The organism is Bacillus kexueae (assembly GCF_022809095.1).
In the GTDB taxonomy this organism is placed as follows: domain Bacteria; phylum Bacillota; class Bacilli; order Bacillales; family Aeribacillaceae; genus Bacillus_BZ; species Bacillus_BZ kexueae.
In genome coordinates, this window is sequence record NZ_JALAZE010000001.1 from 264,200 (window position 1) to 276,571 (window position 12,372).

The 12,372-nt window shown below is 38.5% G+C and carries 13 protein-coding genes; 3 read left to right on the forward strand and 10 right to left on the reverse strand.

Annotated elements, in window-relative coordinates; genetic code table 11:
* Window positions 1–86: 86 nt before the first annotated feature.
* From ML543_RS01475 to ML543_RS01495, 5 genes are all read right to left on the reverse strand, one after another.
* Entirely contained in the window at window positions 87–1,523 is a 1,437-nt protein-coding gene (locus ML543_RS01475; protein ID WP_243385908.1) for an MDR family MFS transporter, read from the reverse strand.
* Window positions 1,524–1,932: 409 nt separating this feature from the next.
* Window positions 1,933–2,376, reverse strand: a complete 444-nt coding sequence (cbpB, locus tag ML543_RS01480; protein ID WP_243385909.1) for a cyclic-di-AMP-binding protein CbpB — start codon at window positions 2,374–2,376, stop codon at window positions 1,933–1,935.
* A gap of 545 nt (window positions 2,377–2,921) precedes the next feature.
* Window positions 2,922–3,122 (reverse strand): antirepressor AbbA, encoded by a 201-nt coding sequence (gene abbA, locus ML543_RS01485; protein WP_243385378.1) that lies wholly within the window; start codon window positions 3,120–3,122, stop codon window positions 2,922–2,924.
* Window positions 3,123–3,140: 18 nt separating this feature from the next.
* Complete coding sequence (locus tag ML543_RS01490) at window positions 3,141–3,659, reverse strand: ribonuclease H-like YkuK family protein (protein WP_243385379.1); 519 nt, start codon at window positions 3,657–3,659, stop codon at window positions 3,141–3,143.
* A gap of 74 nt (window positions 3,660–3,733) precedes the next feature.
* On the reverse strand, window positions 3,734–3,880 hold the full coding sequence (locus ML543_RS01495; RefSeq protein WP_243385380.1) for a hypothetical protein: 147 nt from the start codon (window positions 3,878–3,880) through the stop codon (window positions 3,734–3,736).
* Window positions 3,881–4,007: 127 nt separating this feature from the next.
* Between ML543_RS01495 and ML543_RS01500 the strand changes: the two genes are divergently transcribed.
* Window positions 4,008–4,997: an MBL fold metallo-hydrolase gene (locus ML543_RS01500; protein ID WP_243385381.1), complete on the forward strand. Its 990-nt coding sequence runs from the start codon at window positions 4,008–4,010 to the stop codon at window positions 4,995–4,997.
* Window positions 4,981–5,223: a glutaredoxin domain-containing protein gene (locus ML543_RS01505; RefSeq protein WP_243385382.1), complete on the forward strand. Its 243-nt coding sequence runs from the start codon at window positions 4,981–4,983 to the stop codon at window positions 5,221–5,223. The genes ML543_RS01500 and ML543_RS01505 overlap by 17 nt, the downstream gene beginning before the upstream one ends.
* A 203-nt stretch (window positions 5,224–5,426) precedes the next feature.
* Here ML543_RS01505 and ML543_RS01510 read toward each other — a convergent pair whose 3' ends face one another.
* The 4 genes from ML543_RS01510 to fadH form a co-directional block, all read right to left on the reverse strand.
* Window positions 5,427–6,002 carry a DUF3993 domain-containing protein gene (locus ML543_RS01510; RefSeq protein WP_243385383.1) on the reverse strand — a complete coding sequence of 192 codons (576 nt, stop codon included), beginning with the start codon at window positions 6,000–6,002 and terminating at the stop codon, window positions 5,427–5,429.
* Between the two features lie 559 nt (window positions 6,003–6,561).
* A complete protein-coding gene (locus tag ML543_RS01515; RefSeq protein ID WP_243385384.1) occupies window positions 6,562–6,801 on the reverse strand; it encodes a hypothetical protein in 240 nt (79 codons plus the stop codon).
* 80 nt (window positions 6,802–6,881) lie between these two features.
* Complete coding sequence (locus tag ML543_RS01520; protein ID WP_243385385.1) at window positions 6,882–8,099, reverse strand: EAL domain-containing protein; 1,218 nt, start codon at window positions 8,097–8,099, stop codon at window positions 6,882–6,884.
* Window positions 8,100–8,244: 145 nt separating this feature from the next.
* A complete protein-coding gene (fadH, locus tag ML543_RS01525) occupies window positions 8,245–9,009 on the reverse strand; it encodes a 2,4-dienoyl-CoA reductase (protein WP_243385386.1) in 765 nt (254 codons plus the stop codon).
* Between the two features lie 144 nt (window positions 9,010–9,153).
* Here fadH and ML543_RS01530 point away from each other — a divergent pair, with 144 nt between their 5' ends.
* Window positions 9,154–10,020, forward strand: coding sequence for a metallophosphoesterase (locus tag ML543_RS01530; protein WP_243385387.1), 867 nt, complete (start codon window positions 9,154–9,156; stop codon window positions 10,018–10,020).
* Between the two features lie 227 nt (window positions 10,021–10,247).
* Here ML543_RS01530 and ML543_RS01535 read toward each other — a convergent pair whose 3' ends face one another.
* Window positions 10,248–12,335 (reverse strand): RNA degradosome polyphosphate kinase, encoded by a 2,088-nt coding sequence (locus tag ML543_RS01535; protein WP_419095332.1) that lies wholly within the window; start codon window positions 12,333–12,335, stop codon window positions 10,248–10,250.
* Window positions 12,336–12,372 lie beyond the last annotated feature (37 nt).

Consider the following 12,372-nt stretch of genomic DNA (forward strand, 5'->3'; position numbering starts at 1 on the left):
GGGGCAAGGTTTGCTTGGAAATTCCGCAGGACGCATCGTTTTACACACCTATTCTTTTTTGTTCTCTATACATACTTAAGTAAGAATCACGTCTCTTGATCCCCCTCTTTAGGAAAGAATAAAATTAGGAAGAAGCTTATAAGAGCAAAGATGAGAACCGTAGTATAGGCATGATGTAAAGAGAGATTTAATCCTTCTCGTAAAATATTTTGCGCTTCCGCTGTTAAAGATTCTCCACCATGAGGATCAAGCAAAGCATGGGTATTGTTTAACTCCACTTGATCGGAAAGATCATTCTCCTCAATATAGTGAGCGAGTCGACTATTAATAATCCCACCAAGTAAGGCTGCGCCTATTGTGCTTCCTACATTACGCATGAACATATTTGTCGCTGTTGCAATTCCACGCTGTTCCCATCCAACAGTTGATTGAATTGAGACTATAAAGGCCGTTGACGAAAGGCCCATCCCCACTCCAATGAAAAATGAACCTGCCATCGCCATAAGCGGTCCAGCGTTTTTCGAAAGAAAAAAGAAAATGAGTCCACCAATGATTAAAAAGATACCGCCGAAAATAGATGTTTTTCGGTAACCGAGCGTTAAAATGAGTCGACCGGCAATCGTCGCTGCAATTGGCCAGCCGATAGACATTGTCGTTAACGTGAAACCTGCTACCATTGGAGATTTCCCCATTACTCCTTGTACGAAAGCTGGAAGAAACGATGATATTCCTATTAGAATAATACCCGTTGTCAAGCCTATAACGTTCGCAATCAGAATCGATCGGTGCTTCCAAATTTCAAGAGGCATCATCGGATTTTGTGCCCGCTGTTCTTGTCGTATGAACATGATGAAGGTAATTAAAGAAAGACATCCTAATCCTACAATCGGAAAAGAAGTCCATTCAAAACGCACTCCCCCTTCAACCAGTATCATCATAAGGCTGCTTATCGAAACAAACATAAGAAATGCACCATGATAATCGATTTTCGTTGAACGTTTATTGATTTGCTCATGTAAAAAACTATGTAAACCAATTAACGATATGATTCCAATCGGGACATTAATCCAAAAGACGTATCGCCAAGTCGTAAATTCAACAATTAATCCACCTAAAACTGGACCCGTAATGGCAGAAACGCCCCAAATGCTTGACAAATATCCTTGAATTTTGGCCCGTTCCTCTTTTGAATAAATATCTCCCACAATAGTAGATGCAATGGGCATAACAGCACCTGCACCGATTCCTTGAATAAACCGATAAAAAATGAGCCACTCCATTGAAGAAGAGGTTCCACACAAAATGGACCCGACTAAAAAGATGATGATTCCAACTGTTAGAACCGGTTTTCGACCAAAAATATCCGATAACTTCCCATAAATTAAAACAGTAATCGCATTCATTAATAAATAAGCCGAAAAAATCCAGCTATATTTTGAAAAACCTCCAAGGTCAGATACGATCGATGGCATCGCAGTTGAAACGATTGTTGCTTCAACGGCCGCCATAAACATCGCAAGCATAACAGCCGCTAAGACGAACGGTCGTTTCGTTTGTTTTCGTTGATTATTTGTATATTCCTGCTTCAACGCCTTTTCCAACAAAACCCCTCCTCTCTCTTTCTTTCCATTATACTAGTTCGCATCCAATTTCTCTCTTCACTATCCGACTTATCTTTTCTACATCAAAAGCCCTATCTTTTGAAAGATACGTAAGAAAAGCACAAAGCGCAAGTCCTTAGACGAAGGGCGCTGGAGGACCTGCGAGGATCCTTCCTCGCCACAGCAGGGCCGAAGCGAACCGAGCCGATGGCGCATGGAGCTAGACACCCAAAAAGCTGTAAAGAGAATACGTTAACACTTTATTGCACTTAAACTTTCTGTAACAATAAAAAAGGTGCGCAAATTTTTCATGCGCACCTTTTATTCGTTTTTATTTGTTCATAGATCGAACATGCTTGTGTAAATGTTTTAATATGACACGTCGAGTGAAAATTCCTTCTAATACGCCATCTTCGTTTGTGACGCAAACGAACGGGTGATTTATCACAAGTTTTAGCGCTTTAATTAATTCATCACCCACAAACAATCGAGGGATGTCTGTGTTCATCACTTCTTCGACACACATTCCTTCTAGTCGTTCCATTTCAAACCGTTCTAGCCCTAAAACGGAATCCATGATTCGATTTGTGCTAATTAATCCGTGTAAACGATACTGTGCATCTAAAACAGGAACGGCCGTATACCCTGTTTTCGTAAGTACAAGCAAAGCATGTTGTAAATTATTCCCCATTTGTACATGTGCTACTTTATCCGCTGGAATGATTAACTCTCCAATTGTCGTTCCAACTAATTTATCCGATTGAACACTAAACATTTTCATACTTCCTCTCCATCTTTGTCTCCAATTCATTTTTATACCCACGGAAAGAGGATGTAAAACTTCTACTTCTATCTTAACATATTCTTCACGTATTCGTTTAATTTTCCTCCACTATTATTGTATGCGCTTTCATTTAAATTGCATAGTTCTTTCATCTGTTTATTTTTCATCATTTTACAGTGAAAAATTAGATGTTATCGAACCGAAGTAATTTAAGTCTTATAAATTATTATTCTTGATTATAGTTAACGCTTTCCTTGTCTCGTTTCTCCTCCACTATTATTGTATGCGCTTTCATTTTAAATTGCATAGTTCTTTCATCTGTTTATTTTTTATCATTTTACAGTGAAAAATTAGATGTTATCGAACCAAAGAAATTTAAGTCTTAAAAATTATTATTCTTGATTATAGTTAACGCTTTCCTTGTCTCGTTTCTCCTCCACTTTTCATCCCACGAGTCAAGCCCCTCCATTCTTTGCTCAATGCATTTATTAGTACTAAATAAACGATATAAAAAACAGCACCCTGTAGAGTGCTGTTTATGTAAGAATTGCGTCAATTCGCAATTTATCGTATAAGCTTACTAATTTTTGATACTTTTGAAAGTCGACATGTTTATTTCCGTTTTCGATATCGTGGAGCTCACTTTCAACTAGTTCTAGTGCATATTCTTGATTTAATAGAACATCAACGAGTAACTGTTGGTCCTCTTTCGTTAAAAAATGAACAGCTGTTGTCATTTGAATTCCTCCTTCATCCTATTTCGTGTACCGATTCGCGTAACTAAATGCCGTGTATGAATCCGGCTTAATTTTAGCTCTTACGCCCATCGCAGTTATACGACCTGTCATCTCTTGGATCAATTCTTTCGTAATACCCCTTTTTCCAATATCGAGATGAACCTCAAAGCGTAAGTCTCCGCCTTCTTGGTGGTACGGTAAAACTACCTCCAATAATTCGTCTAAATACTCTGTGATAAAGAAGTACGCGATTTCTTGACTTAAAGATGTTTCAAGTGATATTTTTTCTCTTACACTTTTTACTTGTCTTAGTAACTGATAATTCCTAAGACACCCCCAAGCACCTTTCCCTACTCGGTGTAAATGAATGGCAGTTATAAATTTTGTTTCATGCTGATGTACGTGTGAGTCCGTTCCAACAGACAACACGTACAGAGACCGTGGATCTTTCTGCATAAATTGCTTTAACCGTGTAACTACCGTTTCAAAGTCCATGTGACGTTCCGACATATTATAAAACGTGTACGGTTCGGTCATTATGCATCTCCTTTAACCCCTCTAATTTATTAACGAAGCCAACGAATAAATTGTTGCAAAAAAAATTTAGTTTTTTATCCTTTTTTCGTCCGAATGTTTTTCAGTTCATAATGACATTTTGAGCACTCATAAATGACATTTTGGTTGGACTGTGCCGTTAACACACTCGTTATCGGCTGTTCGTTTTGACATGTTGGACAAATAACGATCGGGTATTTCAAGACAAAATCCCCCTCCTTACTATCGATATTACAAGGATAGCCACTTGTTTCCTCTTTTTAATCAATCTTTTCAAAATAATTTACACGCCTAGAAGAAAAGGCTTACAATAAGATGGGAGGGATAAATATGAAAGAAGTACAACGAATTACTGATCGTTTATTTTTAATTGATGCCTACGATTTAGGGCGCCCAGGACGTACTGGTACATATGTGTTAAAAGAGGACAAGCTAACCATTATTGAAACGTCGGCAAGTCCTTCAGTTCCACATATTTTAAACGGTTTAAAGGAATTACAACTTGATCCAAAAGATATTGAATATATTATTGTTACGCACATCCACTTAGACCATGCAGGCGGCGCAGGGTTCATGTTACAATATTGTCCGAACGCTAAAGTCGTTGTTCATCCGAAGGGAGCGCGCCATTTAATCGACCCTTCTCGTTTAATTCAAGGAGCGCGTGCTGTTTATGGAGATGAGTTTGATCAATTATTCGATCCGATTGTTCCTATACCTGAGGACCGCATTCTTGTGAGAGATCATCAGGAAACATTGTCTATTAGCGACGAATGTACGTTGACATTCTACGATACACCTGGACACGCAAGACATCATTTCAGCATTCATGACTCGGTTTCAAATGGAATATTCTCAGGAGATACAGTGGGAATCTATTACGAGGAATTAAAAGGCGACGGTATTGATTTCATCATACCTGCTACATCACCTAATCAATTCGATCCAGAAGCAACAATGCAATCGACGAACTTGATGAAAAACATGAACGTAGATGCAATTTATTTTAGTCATTTCGGCGTATGTAACGAACCTGAAAAAGTGTATCAAGCGATGGAAAAATGGATACCTCTATTTGTAGAAGCGGGAAAGGTTGGCATTGAAAACGCACCGAAAGGCGATTTTAAGAAAGCGATGGAAAGTGTAGAAGAAGAATTGAAAAAGCGCGTCTACACAGTCCTGGACGAAAAAGGCGTTCAACGAAACCATCCAATTTATGAACTATTGGCCATTGACTTACAAGTAAGCGCAATGGGTCTCGTCGACTACTATTGGAAAAAAGAAAAGGAGTTACAAAATCAACATGAAGCAAAACGTTGAAGTATACACACAACCTGATTGTCCACCATGTAAAGTGGTCAAACAATATCTTGATCATCACAATATTTCATACGAAGAGTTCGATGTTTCAACCGATATGGATGCTCGCAACCGTATGATCAATGAGTTTGAAGCCTATTCGACACCTACAATACGCGTTGGTGAAGAATTGGTCATTGGTTTTGATTTAAAAAAGCTAGCAAGCCTTCTATCGATTGAAGACTAAACCACTTCGTTATATGTTGATACGATAAAGCACCCTTGAACAAGTCGAGGGTGCGATTTTTAATTTATATTCAATTTCTTAAATACAAAAAGCTTCGGCGAAAATGCCGAAGCTTTTTATTCCCTTAGGGGGAGCGGGGTTTGTTTTAGCGAGAATACATTATTAATGATAATGATTATCAATGTCATTGTCAAGCTATTTCATTAAAAAGCGAGTAAAATATGTTTAATTGTCCAATAAGGAGGTAAAAAGGAAAGAGTTGGCACCTGAACATCACTCGTTTTCGTTTCCTTTTCTATAACCGGCTTCTCATCCATTATGGATATTTTGTCCACTTTCCATTTTCCTTGTTCATTTTCAAATGTAATCATTTCATAATGATCATCATAAGATACGGGACCCTCCGTCGTTTTTGGAAAGAATTGATATAAATGATATCGTTTTTCTTCTTGCTTAAATGTAAACGGAGCCTCATACTCGTAAAATGGAATGGTCATCGTCGGTATATCTGTCGCATAAACGATATAATTTTCCTCACCTTGCATGACGACTTCGTTCATATAATCCTGAATAAAGTCTTCTGTAAAGTAATTCGTTAAAATCGATCGTATATCTGTTTTCGTTCGTTCTTGCTCGGTTAGTGACACTTGCGCTTGGAACGCATTCTTCGTTGTTTCAATCGCTTCTTCCTTCGTCCAGCTCGTTTCTGCATAAGTCGATAATGCTTGTCCAAATGTTAGAAAACAGATCATTCCAACCATTGCCATCCATCTCATCATATCCCCTCCTGTAATGGAACAACCGTACTTATTCTTATTGTAAAGGAAATTCTTCCGAAACAAATGTAAGACCTTTCGTAAAAAACTAACACATTTCAACAGAAATCACCTTCCTATTACAACCTATTCCCGACTTGAGTGAAAAATAACACGAAATTTGCCTTCAGAATAAAATCAACAAGGACACATCATGAAATCGTGTGAAAAAGAAATAAAATAAGACTCATTTGTAAAGGTTGGTTTCGTAACACATTCTTCCTAGGCTTGAATTGATGAATACTTATCAGGTGGAATCAGAGGAGCATTCAAGGTAAGGGGCACTTCTTCATGATTCAACACGTCGTGTACAAATTTGAAAGCATCCGCCTTTCACACTATAATGCTATAACTAAATAAGAAAAGCGCAAAGCGCAAGTCCTTAGGCGCAGGGCCGAAGCGACCCAAGCTGATGGTGTTTGGAGCTAGACACCAAAAAAAACGGTAAAGAGAATACTTTAACAATTTATTGAACTTAAATTTTCTGTAACAATAAAAAAAGAACCGGCACTAGCCGGTTCGATTACCACGAACTTGATAAACCAATATAAATTAAGTAGAACAGGACGACTCCAATTCCTACTAAGTAGGCGATAAAAATAGGATTTCGCAAATAAGGTCGCCCTTCTACTTTTTCGTTAATGCTCGAGTCGTATTCACTTTGGCGTGCATCGACTAACTTACCAGCACGCATGGTTAAAATGAAGGAAGTAATTAAGATGATTAACGCAAGTATACCGAGTATAAAATTCATGTATTGCATACATACCCCTGCCTTTTTTCGTTGATTTACCCTTTAGTTTGTCTAGTAAGGCTTAGTGGTATGCAGACAATGTTTTCTACTCATAACAAGCCGTCATGTTCAAACAAGTATGCATAAGGCACGTCGACGAATAAGAAGTGTTTTTCATTAATAGGATAAGAAAATGTTCGAATGGTTTCGCCTGTTTCAATGTCACTGTATAAATCACTGAAAAACCCTCGCTTATTGACACGCATATTTAATATATTCTCAAGGAAATATGGTCGCCAGCTCCAGTTTTTCATCATATATTGAGGCTGAATGATCCACCCGTTTTCCCCTTTAAATACATTTCCTGACTGTTGAAACCCATCTTCGTCGCAAATATAAATCCGAAAGCTTTCATTAGTCAAGTCATGGGCTAAAAGCTGAATGAGTTCGTTGTAATCGATTGAATGTTTTCGGTATTTGTTCAATAAATTAGTTAGTTTCAAGTGAAACTGCTGTGAATGCTCAAATAATGTCTCCAGTCGTTGTTTTTCATGGGTGATGAAGCGGTGAAATTCAGAACGTAGTTTTTCCTTCTGTAAATCACGATCGATAAACTGAGAAGACGGCCGATGTAAATAATAGCCTTGAAAATAGCGACCACCATTTTTCCAAGCATGGTGCAACTGATGATTGACTTCAATATCTTCATATAACAGGGTTGCACCAATTTTACGAGCTAAAAGAGAAATGGAGTATAACACATCAAAGAAAGTGGATGATGGCGAAGAGCGTTTTAGCTGCCTTAAATCAATCTTTAAAATATTTGGAGACAGCTGCCCAATTCGCTCTAAATTGCTATTATCTTTCCCAATGTTCGCTACCGCTATTTTTACCCCACACGTTTGTATATAGGTGAGTAAGTGTTGAAGTTGATTCATGTCTCCCTTGTAATCGTGTTCGGTAATTTCCATCACGACACGTTCTATCGCAAACCCGTTTTCCTTTTCCTCAAAAAGAATTTGCAAAAAACTTTCCCCTCGGTCAGCCATAAGCGAATTGACATCACGATTCACAAAAAGAAGGATATCTTCATCTTCTTCTTGAATGCGTTGAATAGCCTTCTTTAACAAGTCATTATCTACTTCAATTTTATATTCTTCCGGGACCGATTCATCTTGAAAGAAGGGGCCTAAACTATGCACATCATCTTCTAGTTGAATTCTTCCTAAAAGTTCGTATCCGACCACTTTTTGTTCATCTGCACTGAAAATTGCTTGAAAATATGGTTCCACTTTCTCAAGGTTGGTTAATACATCTAATGGATCCATACATATCGCCTCACCATTCGTTCTTTTTGAAACATATTATAGCACACGATTAAGGTCATGAGCGCTCTAGGTGTATATCAAAAGAGAAGGAGATGCCTTTTGATTGGCATCTCCTTCTTAAATAACTATCGTCCCCCCTATTATATTAGAAAGGGAACTGGTTGAGCCATTGTCCGCCATCCATCGTGATACATTCCCCATTGATGTAAGCGGCTTCATCCGAAAGCAAAAAGGCAGCTAATGAAGCGATTTCCTCCGGAGTTCCGAGACGTCCGAGTGGAACGCTTTGCAAGGTTCTTTTCGCAGCTTCTTCTGAAATAAATAATTTGTCAGCACCGCCTGTACGCTCAATAGGTCCTGGTGCAATCGCATTGCAGCGAATGCCATACTTTCTTCCCCATTCCACAGCTAACGTGCGAGTCATTGTTAATACACCTGCTTTAGCTGAAGCAGAGTGAATGACTCCAGCTCCTGCATTCCAAGCATACGTAGCTACCATATTTAAAATCGACCCTTTAATGCCCTTTTCAATCCAATAATTTCCGACAGCTGAACTACAATAAAATGTCCCATTTAATACGATATTAATAACTGAATTCCATCCATTTACAGAAAGTTTTTCAGCTGGACAAATAAAGTTACCAGCCGCGTTATTCACAAGCGAATCAATTCTTCCAAATGTTTCATCAACGACTTCCACCATTTTCCCAACATGTTCTGGCTCTCGAACATCCATTTGAAATGGTAAAACTTGTCCATCAAACGTCTCAATTTCTTGCTTCGTTTCTTGTAATCGCTCTTCATTTCGACCTGTGATGACAACATATGCCCCATCTTGAGCAAAGCGCTTTGCCATCGCTTTCCCCATACCGCTTGATCCACCTGTAATAATTATTACTTTTTTCTCCATTCTCCATCCCCCTCAAAATGAATGAATACCCATTCATATTTTAACATATTTTTTCAGTATTTTCTCACTTCTTTTACAATCGACGAGAATTTCTTTCCCATGCTATAATGATGGGACAATGAATTCAATAGATTGGTTGATAAAATGAGCAATTTACAGTTTTCAAGACGAGAATTTTTAAAGCGTTTCGTCGGGTCCATTTTGGCCGGTGCTATTTTGGCAACTGGAGGATACGGCTACGCCCGATTTATTGAACCGAAACGCTTGTCTCTTACCCGTCAATCCATTTTACACAATAAAATCCCGAACAGCTTTAACGGTAAGAAGATTGTTCAGTTTAGTGATACGCATTTAAATGAGTTTTTCACCATTGAACGATTGGAAGAAATCGTTCAGTCTATTAATGCACAAAAGCCAGATATTATTGTTTTCACTGGTGATTTAATTGATGAAGCAAATCGCTACAGTCGTGTTGAAGAGATTGTGCCCGTATTACAAAAATTGACTGCTCCTCTAGGGAAATATGCGATTTTCGGAAATCATGATCACGGTGGCTATGGCACAGACATTTATGCGGAAATAATGAATAGCAGTGGATTTACATTATTGCAAAATCAAGCAGTGGATGTCGTGAATGACCAACAAGAAAAAATTGTTATAGCCGGAATTGACGACCTTATACTCGGACGACCTGATTGGGAACGAACATTGGGAGATGTTAATTCTGATACGTTTACAATCCTACTTGCTCACGAACCAGATGCACTCCATTTTGCGAAACACTTCCAAGTTCACCTACAACTCTCTGGTCATTCGCATGGTGGACAAATTAAAATTCCATTTTTTGGTCCTTTGTATACACCACCGTATGCTGAAGACTTTCATGAAGGTATTTATGAAGTCGATCAGACCATACTCTATGTTAATCGAGGCCTTGGGACAACAAGACTTCCATACCGATTCCTCTCCGTGCCTGAACTAACCGTTTTCACCCTTCAATCGCATGAATAAATAATGACTAAGAAAAGCGCAAGTCCTTAGGCGAAGGGCACTGGAGGACCTGCGAGGAGGCTTCCGTCGCCGCAGCAGGGCCAAGCGACCCGAGCTGATGGCGCTTGGAGCTAGACACCAAAAAAAACTGTAAAGTGAATACTTTAACACTATATTGAACTCAAACTTTCTGTAACAATAAACATAAAAAGCCAGAAACGACCTAATAAAGGTCGTTCTGACTTTTTTTATTCCTCATCTTCTAGCACGTTGTACGCCATATTAAATAGGATTAATTGGGAGTCCATTTCCGGCTCATTCGGCTCACGTTTCACATATTGATAAACCCCATGTTCATCTTGTTCACGCGCTTTTACATTATCTGATAAAGTGACAGAAAGCATTTTATTTAAACGCTTTTTTAAATCTCCATCAAAGATTGGGAATAAAATTTCCACACGCTTTACCATATTTCGCGTCATCATATCGGCAGAAGATAAGAACATCTTCTCTTCTCCATTGTGATGGAAATAATAAATACGACTATGCTCTAAAAATCGACCGACGATACTTCTGACTTTAATATTTTCACTTACACCTTTAATTCCTGGGCGTAAACAGCAAATTCCACGAACGACGAGATCGATTTTAACACCGGCACACGATGCCTCATAAAGTTTCATAATAAGCGCTTTATCTGTTAAAGAGTTCATTTTGGCTATGATCCGACCGTTTCCGTACTTTTGCTGGAACTGAATTTCTTCATCGATTAGATTAATGAACTCACGACGAATGTCAAACGGTGCAACCGAAATATGATGAAAGGTCGGCTTTTCCGTATAGCCACTTAAGTAATTAAAGAAGTTGGTCGCATCGATGCCAAATTTATGCTTCGATGTGATTAACCCCATGTCCGTATAAATTTTCGCAGTTTGATCGTTGTAGTTACCCGTTCCTAAGTGGACAAAGCGTTCTATGCGGTCATTTTTCCGGCGAACAACTAGTGTAATCTTGCTATGGGTTTTCAAATACGTCATCCCATAAATGACATGACAGCCAGCCTTTTCTAATTCCTTTGCCCATTGCACGTTGTTTTCTTCATCGAAACGAGCTTTTAATTCAACGAGAACTGTTACTTGCTTCCCGTTTTCCGCTGCACGTTTAAGCGCTTCAATAATTGGGGAATCCCCACTTACACGGTAAAGTGTTTGTTTAATGGCAAGTACATCTGGGTCATCTGCAGCATCAGCAACAAAATCCACAACTGGTTCAAATGATTCGTATGGATGATGAAGTAGGATGTCTTTTTCAGAAGCCACTTCAAAAATATCATCTGAAAAATCCATATCGCGTGGCGGCTGTGGGATTAAGGCTTCGTATGTCAAATGCTCGTGCGTTGCTGTTAATTCTTTATAAAAACCGAATAAAAAGGTTAAATCGAGCGGTCCATCGATTTCATATACATCCTTTTCATGAATTTCTAATTCATGTAGTAAATACTTCGTTATACGGTCGTCACTTCCGTATTTTTTGACCTCTAAACGAACGGCTGAACCCCATTTTCTTTTCTTTAGCTCTTTTTCAATTTCTTTTAAAAGGTCACGTGCCCCTTCTTCATGAATCGTTAAATCCGCATTTCGCGTAATACGGAATTCCGTTACTGAAACAACATTAAAGCCTAAAAATAGTTTATGTATAAAATGACTTATAACTTCTTCCAGCATAATAAAGATACGCTGTTCATGCTTATTTTCCAACTCAATGAAACGATCTAATACAGAGGGCACTTGAACGATTGCCGTTTTATATCGAGCATCTTCATCTTCATACTCGTCTTCTAAAAGAATCGCTAAATTCAAACTTTTATTTAATAACATCGGAAACGGACGGTATGCATCCACTGCCATCGGTGTTAAAACGGGGAAAATTTGATCATCAAAGTATTTCTCTAGCTTATTTAGTTGTTCACTTGTAAGCTCATGTATTTGTTTAAAATGTACATTCTCCTCTTGTAATTTCGGCAAGATTTGATGCTGGTAGATATGATATTGCCGCTCGACAAGGATGTGATTTTTTGTAGCAATTTTTGCAAGCTGTTCCTTCGGTGTTAATCCGGCTTTATTCTCAGGCTTATTAAATCCAGCTTTCACTTGATCCTTTAAACCCGCTACACGCACCATAAAGAACTCGTCTAAATTGGAGCTAAAAATGGCTAAAAATTTCATTCGTTCTAATAACGGGTTTCGTTTGTCCGCTGATTCTTCTAAAACACGTTCGTTAAAGGCTAGCCAACTTAGTTCACGGTTGTTGTAATACTTTGGATTTCCTAGTTCCATCGCTTTATCTGTTAAGATTGTCATGGCCATCACCCTT

What these genes read in the sequence shown, in the direction of transcription:
- cbpB (WP_243385909.1), bottom strand. Translation starts at nt 2,376, where the DNA reads ATGTTTAGTGTTCAATCGGATAAATTAGTTGGAACGACAATTGGAGAG.
- ML543_RS01520 (WP_243385385.1), bottom strand. Translation starts at nt 8,099, where the DNA reads ATGGATCCATTAGATGTATTAACCAACCTTGAGAAAGTGGAACCATAT.
- ML543_RS01510 (WP_243385383.1), bottom strand. Translation starts at nt 6,002, where the DNA reads ATGATGAGATGGATGGCAATGGTTGGAATGATCTGTTTTCTAACATTT.
- ML543_RS01515 (WP_243385384.1), bottom strand. Translation starts at nt 6,801, where the DNA reads ATGCAATACATGAATTTTATACTCGGTATACTTGCGTTAATCATCTTA.
- ML543_RS01500 (WP_243385381.1), top strand. Translation starts at nt 4,008, where the DNA reads ATGAAAGAAGTACAACGAATTACTGATCGTTTATTTTTAATTGATGCC.
- ML543_RS01505 (WP_243385382.1), top strand. Translation starts at nt 4,981, where the DNA reads ATGAAGCAAAACGTTGAAGTATACACACAACCTGATTGTCCACCATGT.
- abbA (WP_243385378.1), bottom strand. Translation starts at nt 3,122, where the DNA reads ATGACAACAGCTGTTCATTTTTTAACGAAAGAGGACCAACAGTTACTC.
- ML543_RS01535 (WP_419095332.1), bottom strand. Translation starts at nt 12,335, where the DNA reads ATGGAACTAGGAAATCCAAAGTATTACAACAACCGTGAACTAAGTTGG.
- ML543_RS01490 (WP_243385379.1), bottom strand. Translation starts at nt 3,659, where the DNA reads ATGACCGAACCGTACACGTTTTATAATATGTCGGAACGTCACATGGAC.
- ML543_RS01475 (WP_243385908.1), bottom strand. Translation starts at nt 1,523, where the DNA reads ATGCTTGCGATGTTTATGGCGGCCGTTGAAGCAACAATCGTTTCAACT.
- fadH (WP_243385386.1), bottom strand. Translation starts at nt 9,009, where the DNA reads ATGGAGAAAAAAGTAATAATTATTACAGGTGGATCAAGCGGTATGGGG.
- ML543_RS01530 (WP_243385387.1), top strand. Translation starts at nt 9,154, where the DNA reads ATGAGCAATTTACAGTTTTCAAGACGAGAATTTTTAAAGCGTTTCGTC.